Source organism: Microbulbifer sp. MI-G, from assembly GCF_030440425.1.
GTDB classification, from domain to species: Bacteria; Pseudomonadota; Gammaproteobacteria; order Pseudomonadales; family Cellvibrionaceae; genus Microbulbifer; species Microbulbifer spongiae.
In genome coordinates this window covers 3730923-3753306 of sequence record NZ_CP098023.1, presented here as the reverse complement: position 1 = coordinate 3753306, position 22384 = coordinate 3730923, and the positions used below count along the sequence as shown (strand labels likewise).

Genomic DNA, 22384 nt, shown 5'->3' with positions numbered 1-22384 from the left:
CGACGCGGTGCTTGAGTATGTGGTCCCCCCACCGTTGGGCGGGGAGACCGTGGATGCGGAAAAAAGCAGAGCGCAGGTGCTCTCAAACAATAAAAATAGCTGTCGTGGCTGGTCTATCAGTATAGAGGCCGGAGCGGTTACTCCTCTCCCTCAGGTTTGAGCTTTTGGGATTCTGTAATCTGAAGCATGCGCTTTTCGCCGCGCTCTCCCCGGATTTTTACTCTGTCGCCGGATTTCATCCCTTTTTTCTTGATTTCCTCCGCATCAATAAAATAGTAGTTGCCAGTCTGCTCATCTTTGAGGGAGAAGCGGTGCTCCGATTTTCCGGATTCAAAATCCTCGACAATAATCTCTTCCAAAGTACCGGTGACGACTTCTTCCGCCTGGGCGAAAAGGGAAAAGTGCAGTCCGGCTAACAGCGCTAGAACTCGAAGCATAATATCCACCTTATCGGTTGTTACCATTTTGAAGTAATTATTCGCTATAACTGACGGCAATGACTGCTGACTGGTTTTCAGCAATTCGGGACTTATATTCAATTTTCAATCCTATTGCCTCATCGGTAAAGTCATCTCCAGGCTGCGCAAGTACAGCAACATGATTGGAAGTTCTATCATTGAGGTAATGAACTGTCACTGAATGCGCATAATGTGGCCGGGGATTGAGCTCATTGTGTGCCACATGGTAATTGACATAGTAATGACTCTGGCCATTGCTGCTGCCGGTACTCTCCACTTTAAGTTGCTGTGGCAGGGTGCCGGACCGATCCCCGGCAGTCAGCTCAATGGCCTGTATCTCCAGGTCCTGGGAACTGTTTGAGGCCTGCTTTACGGTAACCGTGTATTCCGGGAATAAGCGATACCAGTCCATATATTCCCGGTGCGCGCTGCCAAACAGCCTTGACTCGGAGCGGTTGCCCATATAGGCGCCGCCGGTGCCGTACTCATCCTCGCCACTGTCGTTGGTATCCCCATCATTGTTACTGTCCCAGCCAGCGTGGCCGAGGCCGATATTGTGCCCCAGTTCATGTCCCATGAGCAGCTGATCCGAGTCGGAAGCCACCATACTCCACCTTCCGCCCACGGCGGCAACGCCGTACCCTATAAGACCTTCGCGATACGCGGCCCGGGGGTATATGTAGACCTGGTGACGCCATTTGTTCAGCGCCAGAGGTGCGCCGTTCTCATCGACAAGGTTGTTTTCAGCCCACTGGTAGGCCATGTTACGCCATGTATGGCCGCTGTCTGTGTACTCCCCTTGCTGACCAGCTTTGGCGCGGGCTGCTGCGTCCGCAATACTCAGGATGCCGCTATTCTGGCTGTCCGGAATATCAAAGCGAATGCAATCAATGGAACTCTCCTCCCTGTTGGCCTCACCGTAGCAGTAGTGCTGGAGGGTGTTGTCACTCACGCGGTGACGAAGGAATTTCAACTGGCCCAGGGAGTTTTCCCGATAGGTGTTATCGAGGGAATCCACATCATTGAAGACCATATCCGCAATATCAGAAATGTCGGCCCGATCTGTGGCCAGTGCATCGGAAAAATTCATCAATATAAAAACAATACTGCTTTCTGTGGGCTCAAGGGTGGCAATGGAGAAGACAACGGTTTGCTCTGTGTCATCGCTTAATGTAAATGTGATGGAATCCTCGGTGAGATCCCCTTTCTTGATGCTGTCCGCTTTACTATTCAGTGTGTATTCCCAGTCGCCACTTTCGGAAAGTTTGAAATCGCCATAGCTTCCGGCAATGGTGCCACTGACAAACACCGGGGTGTTGCCATCTACATCATTCAAAGACAGCCTGCCTGTGGCGAACTCCTTGCTGTCCACTACCATCATGGCCAGAGGTGATTCGGGCTGGAAGGTGTAGGGATCGTCAAAACCGGTGATGGAAATAGTGATTTTTGTGGTGCGACTGCCACCGGCGACACCAACGGTAAATGCCTCGCTTGCCTGTTCGCCACCATTCAGGGGGTCTGCGAGTTCGCCCTCCAGGGTATAGGTCCAGCTGCCATCTTCGGATGTTTCCAGATTGCCATAGGTACCCTGGAAGTTATTTGCCTCAAAGGTCTGGTTGGCATTGGTGCTATCGGTTAGCTTGCCGGTGGTTGTGGTCTCGCTGTTTTCCAAAACACGGCCTTCGCCACCGCTGATCACCCCCGGCGTTTCCGTATCCGTATCACCTCCACTGGTGGAGCCGCCACCGCCACCACCGCCACCACAGGCAGTAAAGGTAACAGACAGGCTGATTGCGACAAGGAGCCTTAAAGGAGTATTCATGATAGTTCCGACCAATTGGTTTGTGCTTGGTTATACGGGGGTCAAATTATAGGAATCAATTTAAGCGTATTCTGTGAAGTAAGGTGTATTGACAGGGCTTTTGAAAATTAAACTTCCAAAAATTGGCTGTTTAGCAATTATTTTCTCGTTATCGGATTATATTTGAAACTTACTCAGAAAATTGGAGTGAAAAATAGTGTCGGGAAATAATGGCATAGCTTTTGAGAGTGCGAAGTAATGTGCCGGTGGGGCGCCTGGAAATACCCTTGTGACCGCCCTAAGTGAAATAATTAACATAAAATATCACTCTTCTGAGGATAAAAGATTGAAAATCCTGTCCAGATTCCGTTCGATACAGTTTTGTGATTCCTGACACATTTCCAAAGCGCGTTTTATCTTTCCATCATTGCCCTGTTCGGCAGAAAGTTTGAAAAAATGCGCTGCCATTTTGGGGTCTTTATCGACCGCCTCCCCAGAGCTGTAGGCCTGGGCGAGTTTAAGCGAAGCGATATCGTGTCCCAGATCTGAGGCTTTCCGGTAATGGGCCAGAGCGCGGGATGGATCATTTTCAACCCCCAGTCCCTGCTCGTACATCCTAGCCTGGTTAAAGTAGCCGTATCTGGAATTATTCTCCGCAGCCCGCTCAAACCAGGACAGGGCTTTGGAGTAACTGTGAAATTCCGGGGCAGAATTCAGGTATACTAGCCCAAGTGCATTCATGGCATCAGTTGATCCGCCCTCTGCTGCCTGTGTTAAGTATTCAATCGCTTGTTCCAGGTTTCTGGATACGCCCTGGCCGAGCCGATAGAGTTGTCCGAGATTGTAACTGGCCCTGGCTGATCCCTGTGCTGAGGCATACTGGTAAATTTCGACTGCGCGCGGGTAATTTTGTTCCACACCCCTTCCAAGGGCAGTGGCATAGCCGAGGTTTGTGATGCAATCAAGATTGTTGGCTTTGGCACAAAGGGCATACCAGCCATAGGCAATATCGTGGTTAGTTGCCGTAAGCCTGCCGGTGGAATTTAAAATGCCCATGTGAAGCTGTGCTGGTGGATACCAGCGTACTGCAGCGGCTTCATAGTCCCGCAGGGCCTGGGCCGTATCTATTTTTCGCTCAAAAAGTCCCGCCTCAGCAATCCGTGCTCGCAGATTGAGGGCTGGTGGAAAGTTGGCTGAAGCAGCTTTGTCCAGTAGCGCGAGACCGGTTTTTACAGAGTGCTCGCCTTTTTGCTTCAGAAGGTAACGGGCGTAGAAAAATTGTGCAGGCGGAAAATTGGTATCCACGGCCTGTTGAATAAATGGTTCAAAATCCTCCAGTGGTTTTTGATCTGAACTGAGTCGGTCAAGAGCCAGTGCCAGTTGAGCCGGAGGATATCCCTTTGAGGCAGATAGTTGGCGAAAATCCTGTGCCAGCTTTTCTCTGCTGTTGGTGAATTCTGTGGAAGCCATCAGTAAGGCCATTTCATATTCGGCCTGTCCCGGGGGCATTGATACCGCAGCGCTGTTTAGCAGTTGTTCCGCCAGTGTAGGATCGGCTTCTATACCGAGGCCGGTAAGGGCCATATAGGCAAGCACGATCTTTGCCTCTTCAAGCCCAAGGTCTGATGCGGAGACAAAGAGTTGCGCACACTCGCTTTGGGAGAACCTGGTCGACCTCCCCGCCAGGCAAAGTTTGCCGAGGCTGATATTGGCGGTAACGGACCCCATACCAATGGCATCCAGGTACGCCTGCTCAGCCTTTTGAAATTCTTCCTCTGCGTGATAAACCTGCCCGACAGCGTGGCGTGCTGCGTAATCGGAGTTTGCCAGTGGCTGCAGGATTTCTCGATACAGAGCGTCTGACAATCCGGCAAAAGGGTGTTCGACTGCAAGCAAGCGATGCAGGAAACGGCTGTTGTCAAAATAGATTTTTGCGACCTTATTGTTACCCTGGGTGCGGACATTATAAATCCGGTACAGCCCGTTGCGGCTCTCGGCAAACTCAAAATAACTGTCAATAATCTCATAGCCGGAAAGGGTGAGCAGGTCTTCGGCATCCCCCCAGCTTGCGATTTCATAGGCACTGTAGTAAGTATCACCGCTGCGTTTGCCCAAGATGCCAGTGGCGATAAAATTGAAAATATTTTGATGGAAGAGAGCCAGTTCGGTTTTACCGAGAGTTTCATAGCATTCGGTGGCGCTGAGGTGTGGCAGTAGGGAAAAGGTATTTTGCTGGGTAATTTGTTGCCAGTTAATTTCCTCGCAGGTTTTCTTCCCCGATTCCACTGAGGCCATCGCTTCGAGATACTGTGCCTGCGCGGTCACTGTTTTGAGCGATTGGGGAGATTCCAGGTAAGCCTCCCAGTAGCTGGCAAAACTGACCGAGTCCGGTGACTGCGCCACTTGCCGTGTGAGTGAAAGCAATGGATCTTCGAGCGCAGTGGTGACTGTCTGAGTGCTACAGGATGCCAGCAGTAGGGCAGAGAGAATCAACAGGCATTTTTTCATAAGCTTTTCCTGATAAGGGAATTTTATAACGAGCGCCGGTCCCTTTCTGGCACTGATCGTTTCCTGGGGCTGGGGGCAAAGCGGTTAGGTAATGCAAATGCACGAAGAATGTCATGTTGGACTATTTCGCCCCTATAACAGCAGGGGGTGATCTCATTGTGAAACATTTTTTTCAGTGCGGGGCAGTTTTCGCCATTGCGGAGTGTTTCAGTTGCCGCACAATTTTGCGCGATGGCGCTCTCCCCACTTTTCCTGACAGTGTTGGTTTTCTCTGCTTCTATCAAGTGCAGATTGAGTAGCTGCTGTGTGCAAGACATGGCAGTCTGTCACTGATGCGGGTACTCAAACCGCGTTGGCCAATCTGTTCAGTCCACTTTTCTCTATTCTGTGCAGAGGTTACATCCAGCCAGAAATGAATTCACGCGGTAAAATACGCCCTTCCGTGCTTGAGGTAACGTAATAGCGATAGCGGTGACCCAGGTTATCGCAGGCAGGAAGAGGAAGGCCAAGCAAACTCAGAGTGTTTTCTGTGTTTTTTTGCCTGAACACCCAATCACTGGATTCGCCTGACTGGAGGAAAGAGCATTGCTCAGTGCCAGCAGCAGCTGGGCAGCACACTGGCCCATCATTGAATATCCGATTAACCATTCCGGCGGTGAACACAGGCCTCTATTATACCCTCCAGTGGTGTTTCCAAGATAGGATATACTGCATAACTGGATTTGGTGGAAAATCTCACAAACGCTTTTTTCGGTTCCAATGGGGATCACTGTAGGAGCGGGATTGGCGAGTCACGACATTTTGTGGTTTATCCCGATTGTTCGATTGAGTCAAAACAGGATTGCCTGCAAAGGGTAGCTGACCCGTGGCCGCACCCTTCGGCTTGGCGGGCTCAGCTTGTGAAGGGGGGTGTATGAGTGAAGAGCGATTAGAGGCCTTGAGAGAGGGACTTCGACAGCAGGGAATAGAGGCCTTCTTGGTACCGCGTACCGATGAATACCAGAATGAGTCTATACCGCCGGGGGAAGAGCGCCTGTCCTGGGTAACCGGGTTTACGGGATCGGCCGGTATGGCGGTGATTGGCTTGAAAGCGGCCGCGTTGTTCGTCGATGGGCGTTACACACTACAGGGACAGCAACAGCTGGGTGACCGGCCAATAGCGCTGGAAAACCTGGATAGCGATGGCATTGCCAACTGGATTTGCGACCAGCTGCACGAGGGGCAGACACTGGGCTATGATCCGCGCCTGCACACAGAACCGGGCCTGGCCCTGTTGCAGGGGTATCTGGCAGAGCGGTCTATCACCCTGAGACCGCTGGAGGAGAATCCTATCGATGCCATCTGGACAGACAGGCCCGCGGCCCCATCCGGTACCGCGCGGCCCCATCCGTTTGCCTTCAATGGCGAGCATTCCAGAGACAAACGCCTGCGTATAGCGGCGCAGCTGACGGAGAAATGCGTCGATGCTTTGTGGCTGCCAAGCCCCGAGAACTGTGCCTGGCTGTTCAATATCCGCGGTGAGGATATCCCGCATTTGCCGGTCGCCCTGGCCAATGCTGTGCTCTATCGGGATGGCAGCGCCACTTTGTACCTGTCGGCGGAGGCCGTCGGCGAGGGGCTGCTTGAGCACCTGGACCGGGAAGTGACCGTGGTATCCGACAAGCGCCTGCTGCTTTCGGACCTGCGGCGGCGGCATATCCGCAAGATCTGGGTGGACCCCCAGATCAGTAATTGCTGGATTCTGCAGCAGTTACGCGCCCTGGATATCCAATTGGTACAGGAGCGCGATCCTGTCTCCGGGGCCAAAGCCTGCAAGAATGCTGTGGAGCTGGCTGGTGCCAGGTCCGCGCATGAGCGCGATGGCGCTGCGCTGTGTGAATTTCTCGCGGCATTACCCGAAGCGGTCGATACCGGGCTCGATGAATTGTCGGCGGTTAAACTACTGTACAGTAAACGTGCGGCGAGAGAAGGTTTTCGCGGAAACAGTTTTGACACCATATCCGGTTACGGCCCCAATGGAGCCATAGTCCACTACCGGGTGAGTCCTGAGTCCAGTCTGCCTATGAAACCCGAGGGCATATATTTGTGCGACTCGGGTGCCCAGTACCCGGATGGCACCACCGATGTGACCCGCACCCTGGCCCTGGGGGATTTCCCGGCCCCGGCGCGGGAGCATTTTACCCGGGTGCTCAAGGGGCACATTGCCATCGCCACTCTGCGTTTTCCGCAGGGCACTTGCGGAGAGCAGATAGATGCGATTGCGCGCCGCTCCCTGTGGGAGGCCGGGCTGGACTATGCCCACGGCACTGGCCACGGGGTCGGCAGTTATTTGAGTGTGCATGAGGGTCCGCAACGTATCGGCAAGGTGGCTACCGGGGTGGCGCTGCAGCCCGGCATGATCCTCTCCAATGAGCCGGGGTTTTATCTCACCGGGCAATACGGTATCCGCATAGAAAACCTGGTGTATGTCAAAGAGAGTGGGGAGTACCCCGGTTTTCTCGAATTCGAGACATTGACCCTGGTGCCGATTGATCGTGTGCTGATCGATACGGATCTGCTCGCCACCCGGGAGCGGGATTGGTTGAACCGCTACCATCAGCGGGTTCGACAGGTCATAACGCCACTGGTTGACCAGCACACCGCAAACTGGCTGCGGGCAGCCACTGAACCTCTGTGATGTCGGTGCCGGGCACAGTCCGGGCATCGGCTTGCTTTTTCGATTCCGGTACCATACGCAGTGCTGCCCAGGGAGTCGCCCCGGTGTGTTGTCCCGTGGAGTATTGCTGGCCAGTGGCGAAATACTGTATCCGTCGAACAATCTGGCAGGATTGCTTGCCGGAAAATACTGCGTAGGACCGTTTGGCTCAGTGTTTCAGTTGGCTGACATGTGTGGTGTAGAGGGCACCGCTGCACTGCGTCGGCGGAGGTTGTGCCGCAACCACCACCAGGACAGGGTGCCGAGCAACAGGTTGGCGGCGGCCGTGGCGGCAAAAAGACCGGTCAGGCCCCACAGCTTGTTACCCAGCCAGGCCAGGGGTAAATAGACACCCAGCACACGCAGGAAGGAAATCAGAGTGGCGGGCAGGGGTTGTCCGAGGCCGTTAAAGGCCGCATTGGCTGACATCACAAAACCATAGCCGGCGTAACTGAAAGGTACCAGACTCAGGTAGGCCACGGCCACTGCGACCACCTCGGGGGATTTGCTGAACAGGCGGGCGATCGGCTCCCCGGTAAAAAACAGCAGAATTGCCAGGCCCGCGCCCAGGATCAGGCAGAAGCGGGCCAGTACTCCAACAGTCTCGCGCAGCCGCTCTATGTTGCCGGCACCGGCATTTTGCCCCATAAACGGGCCGATAACTGCGGAGAGCGCATAGAATATGATCAGAGCCAAAGGCTCAATGCGCAGTGCCACCCCGAGACCGGCCACGGCATCCTCGCCGTGCACCGCCACCAGGGCCACCATCACACCACTGGCCATGGGAATAATGACATTGGTAAGCACCGCCGGTAGCCCCACGGCCAATACCCGGCGCCAGGATTCGAGCAGGGAGCCGAGATGCCAATGGGGCGCAGCCATCAGGTGTTCACGGCGGACCAAAAAATACAGCGCCATGAAAAAACTCAGGGTGCGCACGGTCACGGTGGCGATTGCTGCGCCCTGCAACTCCAGCCTTGGAAAACCCAGCAGCCCGAAGATTAAAATTGGGTCGAGAATCAGATTGAAGAGCGCCACACCCACCATGATCCGTCCGGTGAGCGCGCTGTTGCCGATCGCGCGCAGGGCGGATAGCGCGATGGTGGGCACTATGACGAAGATGGTGCCGAGATACCAGGGCACCATGTAGTCGGCGATCAGCGGTAATATTTCCGGGCCGGCACCGAGCAGGCTGAACAGGGGGCGAATCGTCAGCAAGCCGATGGCGGTGATGACCAGCGATATCAGCAGGGCGAGTACAGAGGCATCGGTCACCAGCCTGCGTACACGGTGGACATCCCCCGCGCCGTAAGCCCGCGCCACCGCCGATGACGTGCCGGCACCGAGGCCGATAGCAAAACTGTTGATTGCCATAACCACGGGAAAGGTAAAACTCATGGCCGCGAGTGGTGCACTGCCCAATTGGGAGACAAAGTAGGTGTCCACGATGTTGAACGACATCACGGCGAGAATGCCCCACACCATGGGCAGGGCCAAGCGCTGCAAGTGGCCGGATACCGAACCTTCGAGCAGTGAGGGACTACTTGTTGTTAGTGGCATTCAGTAACTCTTTACAAACCGGCCGGATATGCGGCAAATCTCTCCGGGCTCGCCAGAGCGCGCTGGCTTATGTGGTGCAGCACCCTGTGCGTCGGTGGCCCAGGTGCGGTGAGAGAGCAGCGGATTTTACCTTCAGCCCGCTTCCTTTACGTTCGGATGCAGGGCCAGACTCATCAGCACAGCATCCTCGCGCCCGCCATTGTCTGCGGGGTAGTAATTCTTACGCAAGCCGTCCTCGGAAAAACCCAGTTTGCGGTAGAGTGAGTGTGCGGCGAGGTTTGAGGTGCGCACTTCCAGCAGAAGTCGCCGGGTGTGCCTGGGCAGCTGGGCAATCAGGTGGGATAACAGCTGTTCAGCGAGGCCTCGCCGGCGCCAACCGGGTGAAATCACCATGTCCAGAATTTCAGCCTCGTCACCTGATTGGTTGAATACACAAAAGCCAATGGCCCTCGCATCAGTGGCAAGCAGCCAGCATTGGTGACCAGCCACCAGGCTCTGCAGGTACTGAGCCTGATTCCAGGGGCGGCTGTGGGCGCTTTTGGCCAGGCCGGCCAGGGTGCTGCAATCCGCTTTCTCGGCCCGGCGCAGATGCAAACCGGTAGCGGGTGAGCTCCTCATTGCGCCCGAGTCTCGGAGGGGTAGGCTTTGCACAGCAGCTGCCAGAGGTTCTGTTTGCGTTCCGGCTCCCGCAATAGCCGGGACAGGCTGGGCAGGGGGAGGATGCGCACCCCCTGCCAGTTGTTGACGGTCTCATCGAGAGAGATGGGTGTACAGAATGTCCTTGCCTCGTCCCCCATCAGCCAGATGGACTTCACCGGCTGGCGTGTGCAGGAAGCTTCCAGCCAACTGGAGAAGGTATCGCGGGCCTCGGAGGCGCCCGCGGCCGGAGCAAAGGGGTTTTCTGTGATCGGCCAGCACAGGCGTTCGCGCTGGCATGGCAACTGGTGCCAATTCAGCGCGCGCAGAATATTGCCAAACAGCGACTCCATCGGCAGTGCGGCACCGGGCTCGTGGCTGTCCACCGCCAGCAATTCCTCGCCGATCCGCCAGCAGCTGAGGATAAAGGGCTGGACTGCCTGTTGTGGCTGGGCCACTGCCTCATCGGATTTGCCCCAGGTAGGGACAGCCACTGACGCCTTCGCACTGTCGCTTGCGGGAGCGGTCGCGATGGAGTCGACAGCCGGTGCAGCCGATTGTGGCAGTGGGCTCAACACAGCGGGTGCGGCCCGCTGCCGCTGGGAGGTGGCGACCGCGGACAATGCCGGCGGAAGTTGGGCCTGGCGGGGTGCGGGTGCAAGGGGCAAAACAAATCGCGGCACATAACTGGCCACGCCAAGTACCGACAGGTATTCTTCCCGCTCAAGCTCGTTCACTTACACGCCTTGTTTCTTGCTTTCACCCATGGCGAGCAAGTTTAACGCATCCATGTAGGCCTGTGCCGAGGCAACCAGAATATCGGTGTCGGCACCGACACCATTGACCAGGTGACCGTCTTTTTCCAGGCGCACGGTCACCGAACCCTGGGAGTCGGTGCCCTGGGTAACGGCATTCACCGAGTAGAGTTTCAGATCGGCGCCGCTGCCAACGATGCGTTCTATGGCCTTGAAAATGGCGTCCACCGGGCCGCTGCCGCAGGCTTCGGTCTGGTGCGACTCACCCTCTACCAGCAGGCTGATAAAAGCCTGGGGTGCGCTGCCGATCTTGCTGCGCACATCCAGATCCTGCAGGTGGAAACGCTCCACCGGGGTTTCGCTACCGGTGATCAAAGAGTGCAGGTCCTCATCAAAAATCTCGTGCTTTTTGTCTGCCAGTATCTTAAAACGCTGGAAAACCTGTTGGAAGGTTTCCGGGTCGGAGAACGCGACCCCCAGTTCCTCGTAGCGTGCGCGCACCGCGGCCCTTCCCGAGTGCTTGCCCAGCACCAGACGGTTCTGTCCCCAACCCACATCCTCGGCGCGCATAATTTCATAGGTTTCACGGTGCTTGAGCACACCGTCCTGATGAATACCGGATTCATGGGCGAAGGCGTTGGCGCCGACAATAGCTTTGTTGGGTTGTACAGGGAATCCGGTAACAGAGGAGACCAGGCGCGAGGTGGGCACGATATGGCGGGTATCGATGCCGGTTTCTACCGGATAGAGATCCTGGCGGGTCTGTACCGCCATCACGATTTCCTCCAGGGAGGCATTGCCCGCGCGCTCACCCAGACCATTGATGGTGCATTCCACCTGGCGCACGCCGTTCATGACGGCGGACAGGGAGTTGGCCACCGCCAGACCCAGGTCGTTGTGGCAATGGGTAGAGAAGATGGCCCTGTCGGAATTGGGCACATGCTCGATCACCCGCCGGAACAGGGCACCGTACTCGCCGGGTTCACCATAGCCGACAGTATCGGGAATATTGATGGTGCCCGCGCCGGCCGCGATTACCGCCTCGATAATACGGTACATAAAGTCCGGTTCGGAGCGGCTGCCATCCTCCAGGGAAAACTCCACATCGTCGGTAAACTGACGGGCGGTTTTCACCGCTTGCACCGCCTGCTGGAGTACATCTTCCGGAGCCATTTGCAGCTTGTACTGCATATGGATCGGTGAAGTGGCAATGAAAGTATGAATACGGGAGGCGTTGGCTTTTTCCAGGGCTTCCCCGGCGCGCAGGATATCCGCATTGACTGCCCGCGCGAGGCTGCAAACACGGGATTCGCGCACGGTTTCGGCAACCGCCTTTACCGCTTCGAAGTCGCCGGGGCTGGCAATGGCAAAGCCGGCCTCAATCACGTCCACACGCATGCGCTCGAGCAGGCGGGCAATGCGGACCTTCTCCTCTTTGGACATGGAGGCGCCTGGACTCTGTTCACCATCGCGCAACGTCGTATCAAAAATAATTAATTTATCTTTCTGGATGCTCATTTTCGCTTTTTACTCCTCATTTGGTTTGAGGCTAAACAAGGGGCTCCACTGCTGTCTATGCGCCGGTCAAATACAGTGGGGAATCCTGTCGAGGGTGGGGAGGAGAAAAATTATATGCCGCGTAGCGACAGTCGCAGCGTGAAAGCTAGGGCGAGGTGGCCTTGTCTGGTGGTACAGAAGTCAGTCTTCATAGGTGGCGGCTTCCGCGTCGGACTGTATCTTGGCATTATGCGTGATCTCCGATCCGGTGGTCAATGTTCATCCTACTAATTTCTAAAATTCAATGAAGATTGCTGTTTTTATCCCTATTTTTTCCTCATATGGAATTTATAACCTAAAAACCCCAATTCCTTCGAGGCCAGTCCCTGCTGGTAATGATTGGTCTTATACGCCAACCTGACCGGGAGTCCCTCCGGCAGCTTGCGCAAACACAGGCAGAGATGGCCGCACCGCTTTTTACCTCCGCACGACCGTTCAAAGCGCGTACCGGGTGCCGGCCCATCCACTCCCTGGCTCTGGATTTCAGCGCCAGCCCTGCACGGTTTGCCGTCACCAGAGGGCTGCGCTCATCTTAGATAGCGCGATGCCCTCGCTCAGGGCGCACTGCTCCAGGCCCTGTAGCAGTGGGATCAAGGTACCGGAATCGGGCATCGGATGCCGCCCCTGGAGGCGACATGGAGGGCAATGCAGAGGTGGCGATTGAGGGCCAGTGCTTCGCAGTCATCGCAGCCAATTACCATTACAACATCTGTTCAATTTCAGCCTGCAGGGACTCGGGGGTATCTTTGGGGGCAAAGCGTTTCACCGCTTTGCCGTCCCTGCTGATCAGGAATTTGGTGAAGTTCCACTTGATGCCCTCGGTGCCGAGTAGGCCAGGGGCGCGCCTCTTGAGCTCCACAAATAGCGGGTGTGCCGCGGGACCGTTGACATCCAGCTTGGCGTAGACCGGAAAGCTGACCCCGAAATTCAGTGTGCAAAACGTCTGGATTTCCTCGTTGCTGCCGGGCTCCTGGTTGCCAAACTGGTTGCAGGGAAAGCCCAGTACCACCAGACCACGCGCTTTATAGCTGTTGTAAAGTGCTTCCAACCCTTTGTATTGCTTGGTAAAGCCGCACTGACTGGCGGTGTTTACCACTAGGAGGAGCTTGCCTTTATAGGCTTCCAGTGAGGAGGCTTTACCGTCGGCAGTTTCGATGGGAATTGAGTAGAGGTCGGCCATGATCCACTTCCTGTATTTTTATGGTGTGCACATTTTGATTGTACACACTCTTACATCAAGTCCACGCCCGGGCTGAATCAGTTTCAGCACGGGCTTTATTATGAGAATAATTATCAATTATATTATGCACCTGATGATCAACCCGTTTGCAGTAACAAAAAAGGATTCTCCATGCGCCTTTTCCCCTATCTGGCCCGCCTGTTTGTGGTGCTGCTGGCCATTACGATGATCCCCGCCCAGGCCCAGCAAACCGGCCTTTCCGAACAGCAACTGCGCCAGTTGATGCAGATGGCGGAGTATATTGGTGTGGACTATTCGGAGGCAGTGGCCGACGGTGAGGTGATCAACACGGATGAGTACACGGAAATGGAGGAATTTGCCCAACTGCTGATGGATCGTGGGCAGCAATTGCCGGATTCGCCCGAGGCGCGCGTAATCCGCGCCGAGGCTCTGGCTCTGCAGGGCGCGATAGCGCGCAAGGCGAGTCTTGCGGCGGTGCAGAAACATACCGCCAGGCTGCGTCAGGGGCTGCTCTCCATCGCGCCGGCCCTCTCCCTGCCCAGCGCACTGCTCAGCCTCAATGAGAGCCGTGCACTCTACCGGGCCCAGTGCACCTCCTGTCACGGTGTGGAAGGGCGAGGAGATGGACCCCTGGCGGCCGCACTGGAGCCGGCGCCCACCAATTTCCACGAGCGCGAGCGCGCAGAAAACCGCTCTCTGCTAGGGCTTTACGATGCCATCAGTAACGGAATTGACGGCACTGCAATGACCGCCTTCAAGAACCTGAGCGAACAACAGCGCTGGTCCCTGGCTTTTTACGTGGGTAGCCTGGCATTTGCCGGAGAGGCCCCTGCCGAGGAGGGGAGCGAGCCGAGCCTGCAGGATCTGGTCATGTACAGCCCGGCGGTATTGCGCAGTGACCGCCCGGACCTATCTGTGCAGTCGGTGGCGGCCCTGCGGGCTGATCCGAGCGCCCTGTTTTCCAAAGTACAAAATGGCTCCGAGGCCCCCCTTGAGGTGGCGCGCGCACAGCTGCAACGGTCCCTGGCGGCCTACCGGCAGGGGGATTATGCCAACGCCCACACCCTGGCGATCAGCGCTTACCTGGACGGTTTTGAATTGGCGGAGAATGCCCTGGACTCTGTGGACGCGGACCTGCGTGTGGCGACGGAACGCGCTCTGCTGGGCTTGCGTGCCCAATTGAATGCCGGCAGTGATCCCCGTCGCGTGGAAGCGCAGGTTCAGGGCATTCTGGAGCAGCTGACACGTGCCCAATCGCTGATGGCGGATTCCAGCCTGTCCGATGCTGCTCTGTTTATCGCGAGCCTGGTGATCCTCTTGCGGGAGGGATTGGAAGCGCTGTTGGTGGTGATAGCACTGGTCGCCATACTGGTAAAAACCGGCCGTCGCGATGCACTGAAATTCGTGCACCTTGGCTGGATTGGCGCTTTCGCCGCAGGCGTGGCTACCTGGGTCGCCGCCCAGAGCGTCATTACCATCAGTGGTGCCAGTCGCGAAGTGATGGAGGGTTTGGCTGCACTTTTGGCGGCAGTGGTGCTCTTCTATGTGGGTTTTTGGATGCACAGCAAAACCCGCACACAGGAATGGCAAAACTATATTCAGGACAGTATCAACCGCAGCCTGAGTACTGGTGCCCTATGGGGGGTTGCCGGGCTGGCATTTATCGCGGTGTACCGGGAGATTTTTGAAACGATCCTGTTCTACCAAGCTCTGCTAACACAGACTTCTGCCACTCAGTACAACGCGCTCTGGGCTGGCATGGCCTCCGGTGCTGCACTGCTCGCTGTACTGGGTTTCGCCCTGATGCATTACTCGGCGCGCCTGCCGATCGGCAAGTTTTTTTCCGCGACTACCTATATTCTGCTGGGGCTGTCTTTCGTGCTCGCAGGGAAGGCAGTCGCGGCACTGCAGGAAGCGGCCTGGATCGGGATTACCCCACTGCCGGTGGCGTTCAGTTTTGACTGGCTGGGCATTTATCCCACCTGGCAGGGTATCGGTCTGCAAGCGGCCATCCTGGCAGCAGCCCTGTGGCTGATACTCAGTAATCACAATCCCGATCGGGCCGCGCTTAAATCGGTGTAAGCGGTTCGGGCAGAGCGAACAGGGATGCCCCCTCTGGGTGGGCATCCCCTGCCCACGGCCACCTGCCCTGTTTAGAAAAGGCGTACATCCTTGCCCGAAGAGCGCTTGTCGATGCACTCGATCGCTGTCGGCTCGGGTATGCTACCGGGGCCTGATGACCAGTTGGGTGCCGAGCGGGCACCAGCTTCGGTGCCCTGGATTCAGCCCCGCGCCAGCCATCAGCGCTGTTCCCCGCGCAAATCCAATACTTGCTCGTGCAGTGTCTGCGCCTTGGCATCGGTGGCTTCGATGGGGCAACCCGCCACGACGCTGACTTTGGACCAAAAGCGCTGTGGCCAGGTGGTGAGGGCCTGGCCACCGTTATGGCTGAAGAAGCTGCCCCAAAGACCGCGCAGTGCCATGGGAATCACCGGCACCGGGGTGCGTTCCAGTATTTTTTCGATGCCGGCCTTGAAGGGTTGTAATTCCCCGTCTTTGGTGAGCTGCCCCTCGGGGAAAATACACAGCAGGTCCCCGTTTTTCAGGCCCTGTTCTATGGCACTAAATGCCATTTCGTATCCCTTGGGATCCTGCAGCCTGGAGCAGATGGGAATGGCGCGCCCGGTGCGGAAAATAAAGTGCAGCACCGGAATCTCATAAATCGGTTTGTACATAATAAAGCGTATGGGGCGGCGCACCGCGCCCGCCAGCAGGAGGGCGTCCACGTAACTGACATGGTTGCAGGCGATTAGTGCGGGTCCCTGGGCGGGAATCTGTTCCAGACCCTCGTGCTTTACCCGGTACATCGTATGGGACAGCATCCAGATCAACAGGCGCATCGCGAACTCCGGCACTCTGGTAAAGACAAAGATGGCCACTGCGGCGTTCATCAGGGCGATAACCAGGAAGAACTGGGGGATAGTGACCTCCAGCACATTTAGGAAAAAGAGGCCGAGCAGGGCCGAAACCACCATAAACAGGGCATTGAGGATATTGTTGATGGAGATAATCTGCGCGCGGATTTCGGCAGCCGAACGGTCCTGCATCATCGCGTAGAGCGGCACGATGTAGAGGCCGCCACAGATGCCGATCAGCACCAGGCAGGTGAGGATCGCGAAGGCACCATCACGGTTCAGGAAGGCTTCCAGACCCGCCTGCTGCAGCTCGACAAAATTGCCACCGGCTGCGGACAGGGCGATGCCGGTGATGGTGAGGCCGGCGGCACCGAGAGGAACCAGGCCCAACTCAATGTGCCCATTGGACAGGCGCTCACACAGTAGTGAACCCAGGGCTATACCGATGGTAAATATGCACAACAGCAGGGTGACAACGGATTCGTCACCACCCAGAACGTTTTTGGTAAAGCTGGGAATCTGCGTCAGGTAGGCTGCGCCCATCAGCCAGAACCAGGAGATACCGATAATCGCGTAGAAAATGGAAGGGGTTTTGGCGGTTTTTGCCAGGATGCTTTTTGTCTGGGTGAGGGGGTTCGGGTTGACCCGCAGGTTTGGCGCTGGTGCCGGTGCCATTGGGATCCTGCGGCTGGACAGGTACCCCAGGGTTGCTGCACCCATAATCACCAGGCTCAGGTAAAAAAGACCGTTTTCCCCCTGGCCGGTTAGCCCCGCCAGAAGGCCGCCGACGATGGTCCCGGTGAGGATGCCGACAAAGGTGCCCATTTCCACCAGCGCATTGCCGCCAACCAACTCGGAGCGTTTCAGATGCTGGGGCAGGATAGCGTATTTAACCGGGCCGAAGAATGCCGACTGCACACCCAGCAGAAAGAGGACGGCGAGGCAGAATATATTGCTGCCGCTGTAGAGGGCGGTTACCCCGAGTGCGCCAATACAGATTTCCCCCAGCTTGATCAGCCTGATCAGGCGGCTTTTATCATACTTGTCGGCCAGCTGGCCGGCGGAGGCGGAAAAGAGAAAGAAGGGCAGGATAAACAGGCCCGCTGCAACATTGATCAGGGCGTTGGCCTCACTTTCCATCAAGCGAAAAGCAATCATCACGATCAGTGCATTTTTATACACATTATCGTTAAACGCACCGAGAAACTGGGTGAGGAAGAAAGGCAGGAAGCGGCGGCTGGTGAGTAGCTGGAGCTGAGTGCGATGGGCCATAATTATTCTCTCTCCTAAAGGCACCGCACCTATGTTACGCCATCGCGGCTACAAGTTGTCCAGCCTGTCGTGGCAAGAAAACAGGGGGCGAATGATATACACACATTGGGGAGCGGGGCTGGCGGCGGGACAAGTTGCAGGGAGAAAGGAAACCGGCAGCCGGGGGCCGCCGGTTTTCATCCTGTTACCAGATTTTTACCCGCTCTTCCTCGGGCAGGTACATGCCGTCGCCCGCTTTCACATCGAAAGCTTCGTAAAACGCTTCGATATTGGGCAGTACACCCTGTACCCGGTACTTGGCGGGGGAGTGAGTATCCGTCTTCATACGGCTGCTAAGCGCCTTGTCACGCATCTTGCTGCGCCAGACCTGAGCCCAGCCCATAAAAACGCGCTGATCGCCAGTAAAGCCGTCAATCACCGGGGCCTCTTCGCCATTGAGAGACATTTTATACGCTTTGTACGCAATGCCCAGGCCGGACAGGTCGCCGATATTCTCACCCAGGGTCAGCTCGCCGTTGATGTGCTCGCCTTCCAGCGGTTCAAAAGCGTTGTACTGGGAGACCAGTTTGCTGGTGAGGCCTTCAAAGTTGCTGCGGTCGGAATCGGTCCACCAATTATTCAGGTAGCCCTTGCCATCGAACTTGCTGCCCTTGTCGTCGAAGCCATGACCAATTTCATGGCCGATGACGCCACCGATACCACCGTAGTTCACCGCGTCGTCCGCATGTACGTTAAAGAAGGGCGGCTGCAGAATCGCAGCGGGGAAGACGATCTCATTCATCGTCGGGTTGTAGTAGGCGTTAACGGTCTGCGGGCTCATGCCCCAGGCGCTGCGATCAATGGGTTTGCCGAGTTTATTGCGTTCATGGCTGGCCTCAAACAGATTGGCGGCCAGCACATTACCTACCAGGTTATTCGCATCCACCTGAAGGGCGGAATAATCGCGCCACTTGTCCGGGTAGCCAATTTTAGTGGTGAAATTTTCCAGCTTGGCCAGCGCCTGCTTGCGGGTATCCTCTCCCATCCACTCAAGGGACTGGATGGACTCGCGATACGCATCCTTGAGATTATCCACCAGAACGATCATGCGCGCCTTGGCTTCCGGTGGGAAATGCTTCTCGACATAGCGCTTGCCGACCAGTTCGCCCACTGCACCATTGACAAACTGTACGCCGCGCTTCCAGCGTGGCTCCATCTGCTTGACACCGCGAATGGCAGTGCTGTAGAAATCGAAGTGGGCCTGCACCAGTGCACTGTGCATGTAGGGTGCCATCGCGGACAGGACCCTGACCTTCAGATAGCGTTTCCAGGTCGCCATATCGGTATCGGCAATCATCGCGTTCGCCGCTTCCAGGTACTCGGGCTGGCCGACGATAAAACTCTCGGCTTTGGCCAGCCTGGCCTTGGCCAGGTAACTGTCCCAGTCCACCGCAGGCATCAGTTTTTTCAGCTCCGTCACGGATTTCTTGTTGTAATATTTCTCAGGGTCGCGATTGTCCAGTCGGCTGCGCTGGTGTTCAGCCAGGTGCTCTTCCAAATTGAAGATCCTGTCGGAGAAGGCTTTGGCATTCTTGAGCCCCGCTAACTCCTGGATTTGTACCAGATACTCTTTATAGGCTCTGCGCAGTTTCCGACTCTTCTCGCTATCCTCGAAATAGTAATCGCGGTCCGGCAGCCCCAGGCCCGCCTGCCAGAGGAAGGGGATGTAGTTTTCGACCTGTTTCAGGTCTTGGTAGATAGTGCCGCCAAAAGGCACGTTGTAGCCGGCGATATCGGCATAAGCGAAAAAGTCCGTCAGATCTTTGCGGGACTTGATAGCATCGACTTTGGCCAGTTCACCAGACACAGCAGACAGACCTTTCTTCTCGATCAGCTTTTCATTCATAAAGCTGTTGTAGAGGTCACCGACCTGTTTATCGCCGTCGCTGCCGGTGTTTTGGCCCGCTTGCATAATCAGTGCTTTCACCTGCTCGGTGCTCTGGTCCCGCAGGATCGAGAATCCGCCCCAGCGGGATTTGTCCGCAGGAATCTCGGTGTTCTTCAGCCAGGTGCCGTTTACATAGGAAAAGAAATCATCCTGCGGACGCACAGTGGTATCCAGTGCGGTGAGATCAATACCGGAAGAGGGCCTCTCCTGCTCAGGGGCGACCTTGCTGTGGGTGGGGTCCGGGTGATTGTGGGCCAGCGCAGTCAGGGTTAACGAGGGGCTGGTGAGTATGCCAAGGATAGCAACTGGTAATAGTAGTTTTTTCATTAGTGGCTCTGTTTGGCTCAATTCAAGGTAGTCAAACGACATCCACATGGTAGAAGTCGGCGCCATCAGGGGGCAAGGGAACTGCGGCTAAGTGTGGTGAGATCGCGACAGATGGTGTGGCCAAAGAAAAAGCCCCGCCGGACGGGGCCTTTTACACAGGGCTGGATCAATCGGGGATGTCAAAAGTAATTGGCACTGTGAAGCTGAAGCTGTCTGACCCCAGTTGTGCAGGCACCGCAGGATAGGGACCGGCCCGCTCAACGGCAGCGATTGCCTCACGGTTGAGACTGGAATAGCGGGATTCCTGCACTGCCAGGATTTCCTGCACTTCCCCCCGGGTGTTAATCACCACATTGAGGCGTACGCTGCCCTCATGGCCCCGTTCCTGGGCACGCTTGGGGTAGCGAATGTGGCGGAAAGTGTGGCGTAGCAGTGCGGAATGGTATATCTGGCGGGCGAGGATCAGATCGGCTGTCAGCGGCGCCTCCTCTTCTTCCATATCCTCTACAACTTCTTCCCTGTACGCCGCGGGCGTTTCAGTGGCCGGTGTCCCCTGGGCCAGTTCCACGGCTGCGGCTTCAACGGGCTCGACGCTTGCATTGTCCGTGGCAGGGCTTGTCGTGGCTGAGGCAGGGTTTGGCGTATCCGATGCAGGGTTTGGCGTGGTCGATGTAGGGTTTGGCGCCAGGGCCAGGGTGGGAGGGGGAAGATCAGCCACCTCCAAGGTCGGTTTGGGCAGGATTTCTTCAGCCACCGGGGTCTGCGCTGCCAGGGTCTCCTCCACGCTGATTTGCCTCAGTTGAAGTTCTGCAATGCGTTCGCTGCTGGGTTCGAGCGCTTCGTAAGTGGTGAGCAGGCTGCTTGCCACGTTGCCCGCGGAGAGCAGCCCATCGCGAAAGCCGGTAGATGGAGGAACCGGGCCAATCCAGGCCAGCAAAAGGGTATTATAGAAATCCGGATCGCCGATTTCCCCGAGGGTAATGCCGTTCAGTACAACTCTGGTGACGCCGGTGTCAGCGGCAAACTCAATTGCCAGGCGGTCGCCACGTAAAAAGCGGCCTTTGAACAGGTTGGCGAAAGTCAGCATGGATTCTGACTGGCTGCTCAGGGTATCGCTGCGGTTATTGATGGCGATCCCCTCCATCCACTGATTGCGAAAGCGGCGCGCGGGCAGGCTGCTGGCGATGATGCGTACTTCCAGCCGGCGCGGTGCGTTGCTGTCGAGCAGGATGGCCGTTTCATCTGTGAGAGTTTCCGAATAAACGGCGGCGATATAGAGATCCTTGTTGAATTGTTTTTCGACTGCAAGACCGTTCAGCAGCGGTACCGCTTTGGCGGATACCGTGACGGTGATTAGCAAGAGTGAGACGACAGTTTTTATCGGTTTCATTGTTCCACAGCGCCTGGAAGTCCGGAGGCAAAAGTTCCGGCAAATAAGAATTTGGGGTCCCTCCCAGAAGTGCAAGAGCCGAGTAACACAGTGCGCGGTTCAAGCGTGAGTGAGCACAGTGTGCTCTCCGTTTTTTCTAACTCTACTGCAACTGTGATGGAGTTCAAGTCCGAAATGGCTGCAATGTCTTTTTGTCTGGTACCGAAAGTGGGTGCTGGAAATGATCGTCACTTCTGAAGTTGGGTGTGGCGGATCAATATCGTATAGAATTCGGTTTTATAAAGTGGCTTCAACCGCACTTTCCAAAAAACGGAATCGTTTTCACTAATTTGTAGCACACATGGAAATCAAACCTCTGATCGATTACCCACGGGATGCCGTGGATCGGTTGCTCAACACTATTCATCTGTTTCGTGATATCCGCGCTTCCAGTGAGTGGCAGTACACTGTTTTGCTCAAGCGCTCCCGATTGGTCAGTTTACAGCCGGGAGAGCAATTGCTCCGTGCCGGAGAGGTGGATCAGTGGCTTTATTTCTTGCTGCGGGGCGAGTTGCAAGTGCATGTGGATACCGCCGGCGAAATGACGGAAATGGCTGCTGAGCGCCTCCTGGCGGTGATTCGCCCGGGAGAATTGTTTGGCGATCTGTCCATGCTGCTATCGGAACCCCGCAGCGCCAACGTGCTCGCTTCGCGTCACAGCCGCGACACCCAGGTACTGGGCCTGGATTGCACGCTGTTTAGTGATCTGGATGACCTCTCTCTGTTGCAGTTGCCGGCAAAACTGATTTTTTACCGCAATATGGTTCACTCATTACGCTGGAAACTGGAAGTCTATCGCTCGAAGTACCCGGGTCATCAGCTGGCCGACAGCCACCGCAAAATTAAACTCTACACGGGTCCCAAGCGCTGCCGGGAGGAATTGCTGGCACTGTCGGAACAGGCCCGTGGGTTGGCGCGCATTCTGCTGGACTGGAATGCGGAGTTTGGTTCCGGCGAGTTGGTAGATGGTGAGTCGGATATGCAGGATTTTCTGGAATCGATGCTCTCTTGACCCGGCCCAAGCGACTGTTCTGCCTGGGGTCTGGCCGCCGGCCCTCTCCACCGGTACTATTCTGGCGCGCTGTAGGGCGGCGGCGCTGAGGGTTTTGCGCAAACCAGCCGAGTCGATGGATATCCCTGCCGATGGCGGGTTCCTGAACCCGCCGTATGAATCTCTCAAACAATCGTGAAAAAGTGCGCTTGTAGCGCAGATGTGCCGCTGGGTCCGCCGACAGGGCACGCACTCTGCGTTGAGAATTTATTTTTGGAATCAGTTTTCACTATGTAAAATTTGACCAGTGCAGGATGCTGCGATGATCAGCGTGATTAAGCGCGGTTTCCAT

The 22384-nt window shown here is 56.2% G+C and carries 14 protein-coding genes; 3 read left to right on the top strand and 11 right to left on the bottom strand.

The window, feature by feature from the left end; genetic code table 11:
• Positions 1–137: 137 nt before the first annotated feature.
• The 3 genes from M8T91_RS15340 to M8T91_RS15330 form a co-directional block, all read right to left on the bottom strand.
• On the bottom strand, positions 138–437 hold the full coding sequence (locus M8T91_RS15340) for a hypothetical protein (protein ID WP_301415042.1): 300 nt from the start codon (positions 435–437) through the stop codon (positions 138–140).
• 37 nt (positions 438–474) lie between these two features.
• A complete protein-coding gene (locus M8T91_RS15335; RefSeq protein WP_301415041.1) occupies positions 475–2280 on the bottom strand; it encodes a VCBS domain-containing protein in 1806 nt (601 codons plus the stop codon).
• A 303-nt stretch (positions 2281–2583) separates the two neighbouring features.
• On the bottom strand, positions 2584–4767 hold the full coding sequence (locus tag M8T91_RS15330) for a tetratricopeptide repeat protein (protein ID WP_301415040.1): 2184 nt from the start codon (positions 4765–4767) through the stop codon (positions 2584–2586).
• Between the two features lie 913 nt (positions 4768–5680).
• Here M8T91_RS15330 and M8T91_RS15325 point away from each other — a divergent pair.
• Positions 5681–7444 (top strand): aminopeptidase P family protein, encoded by a 1764-nt coding sequence (locus M8T91_RS15325; RefSeq protein ID WP_301415039.1) that lies wholly within the window; start codon positions 5681–5683, stop codon positions 7442–7444.
• A gap of 195 nt (positions 7445–7639) precedes the next feature.
• Here M8T91_RS15325 and M8T91_RS15320 read toward each other — a convergent pair whose 3' ends face one another.
• From M8T91_RS15320 to M8T91_RS15300, 5 genes are all read right to left on the bottom strand, one after another.
• On the bottom strand, positions 7640–9022 hold the full coding sequence (locus tag M8T91_RS15320; protein ID WP_301415038.1) for an MATE family efflux transporter: 1383 nt from the start codon (positions 9020–9022) through the stop codon (positions 7640–7642).
• Positions 9023–9154: 132 nt separating this feature from the next.
• On the bottom strand, positions 9155–9640 hold the full coding sequence (gene rimI, locus M8T91_RS15315) for a ribosomal protein S18-alanine N-acetyltransferase (protein WP_301415037.1): 486 nt from the start codon (positions 9638–9640) through the stop codon (positions 9155–9157).
• On the bottom strand, positions 9637–10395 hold the full coding sequence (locus tag M8T91_RS15310; protein WP_301415036.1) for a hypothetical protein: 759 nt from the start codon (positions 10393–10395) through the stop codon (positions 9637–9639). The genes rimI and M8T91_RS15310 overlap by 4 nt, the downstream gene beginning before the upstream one ends.
• The gene (locus tag M8T91_RS15305; RefSeq protein WP_301415035.1) at positions 10396–11931 is read right to left on the bottom strand and encodes a 2-isopropylmalate synthase; all 1536 of its coding nucleotides are present in this window, start codon (positions 11929–11931) and stop codon (positions 10396–10398) included.
• 739 nt (positions 11932–12670) lie between these two features.
• The gene (locus M8T91_RS15300; RefSeq protein ID WP_301415034.1) at positions 12671–13150 is read right to left on the bottom strand and encodes a glutathione peroxidase; all 480 of its coding nucleotides are present in this window, start codon (positions 13148–13150) and stop codon (positions 12671–12673) included.
• 171 nt (positions 13151–13321) lie between these two features.
• Between M8T91_RS15300 and M8T91_RS15295 the strand changes: the two genes are divergently transcribed.
• Positions 13322–15253, top strand: coding sequence for a cytochrome c/FTR1 family iron permease (locus M8T91_RS15295; RefSeq protein ID WP_301415033.1), 1932 nt, complete (start codon positions 13322–13324; stop codon positions 15251–15253).
• Between the two features lie 218 nt (positions 15254–15471).
• On the opposite strand, the gene M8T91_RS15290 is transcribed toward M8T91_RS15295, so the two are convergent.
• The 3 genes from M8T91_RS15290 to M8T91_RS15280 all read right to left on the bottom strand — a co-directional run bounded on the left by M8T91_RS15290 (position 15472) and on the right by M8T91_RS15280 (position 21002).
• Positions 15472–17358 carry an MFS transporter gene (locus tag M8T91_RS15290; RefSeq protein WP_301415032.1) on the bottom strand — a complete coding sequence of 629 codons (1887 nt, stop codon included), beginning with the start codon at positions 17356–17358 and terminating at the stop codon, positions 15472–15474.
• Between the two features lie 184 nt (positions 17359–17542).
• A complete protein-coding gene (locus M8T91_RS15285) occupies positions 17543–19612 on the bottom strand; it encodes a M13 family metallopeptidase (protein ID WP_301415031.1) in 2070 nt (689 codons plus the stop codon).
• A gap of 166 nt (positions 19613–19778) precedes the next feature.
• Positions 19779–21002 carry a TonB family protein gene (locus M8T91_RS15280; RefSeq protein WP_301415030.1) on the bottom strand — a complete coding sequence of 408 codons (1224 nt, stop codon included), beginning with the start codon at positions 21000–21002 and terminating at the stop codon, positions 19779–19781.
• A gap of 340 nt (positions 21003–21342) precedes the next feature.
• Here M8T91_RS15280 and M8T91_RS15275 point away from each other — a divergent pair, with 340 nt between their 5' ends.
• Positions 21343–22053 carry a cyclic nucleotide-binding domain-containing protein gene (locus M8T91_RS15275; protein WP_301415029.1) on the top strand — a complete coding sequence of 237 codons (711 nt, stop codon included), beginning with the start codon at positions 21343–21345 and terminating at the stop codon, positions 22051–22053.
• Positions 22054–22384: the final 331 nt, after the last annotated feature.

Excerpts from the sequence above, each read along its gene's own strand:
- M8T91_RS15300 (WP_301415034.1), bottom strand. The coding sequence starts at position 13,150 with ATGGCCGACCTCTACTCAATTCCCATCGAAACTGCCGACGGTAAAGCC.
- M8T91_RS15320 (WP_301415038.1), bottom strand. The coding sequence starts at position 9,022 with ATGCCACTAACAACAAGTAGTCCCTCACTGCTCGAAGGTTCGGTATCC.
- M8T91_RS15285 (WP_301415031.1), bottom strand. The coding sequence starts at position 19,612 with ATGAAAAAACTACTATTACCAGTTGCTATCCTTGGCATACTCACCAGC.
- M8T91_RS15305 (WP_301415035.1), bottom strand. The coding sequence starts at position 11,931 with ATGAGCATCCAGAAAGATAAATTAATTATTTTTGATACGACGTTGCGC.
- M8T91_RS15330 (WP_301415040.1), bottom strand. The coding sequence starts at position 4,767 with ATGAAAAAATGCCTGTTGATTCTCTCTGCCCTACTGCTGGCATCCTGT.
- M8T91_RS15325 (WP_301415039.1), top strand. The coding sequence starts at position 5,681 with ATGAGTGAAGAGCGATTAGAGGCCTTGAGAGAGGGACTTCGACAGCAG.
- M8T91_RS15340 (WP_301415042.1), bottom strand. The coding sequence starts at position 437 with ATGCTTCGAGTTCTAGCGCTGTTAGCCGGACTGCACTTTTCCCTTTTC.
- M8T91_RS15280 (WP_301415030.1), bottom strand. The coding sequence starts at position 21,002 with ATGAAACCGATAAAAACTGTCGTCTCACTCTTGCTAATCACCGTCACG.
- rimI (WP_301415037.1), bottom strand. The coding sequence starts at position 9,640 with ATGAGGAGCTCACCCGCTACCGGTTTGCATCTGCGCCGGGCCGAGAAA.
- M8T91_RS15335 (WP_301415041.1), bottom strand. The coding sequence starts at position 2,280 with ATGAATACTCCTTTAAGGCTCCTTGTCGCAATCAGCCTGTCTGTTACC.
- M8T91_RS15290 (WP_301415032.1), bottom strand. The coding sequence starts at position 17,358 with ATGGCCCATCGCACTCAGCTCCAGCTACTCACCAGCCGCCGCTTCCTG.
- M8T91_RS15275 (WP_301415029.1), top strand. The coding sequence starts at position 21,343 with ATGGAAATCAAACCTCTGATCGATTACCCACGGGATGCCGTGGATCGG.
- M8T91_RS15295 (WP_301415033.1), top strand. The coding sequence starts at position 13,322 with ATGCGCCTTTTCCCCTATCTGGCCCGCCTGTTTGTGGTGCTGCTGGCC.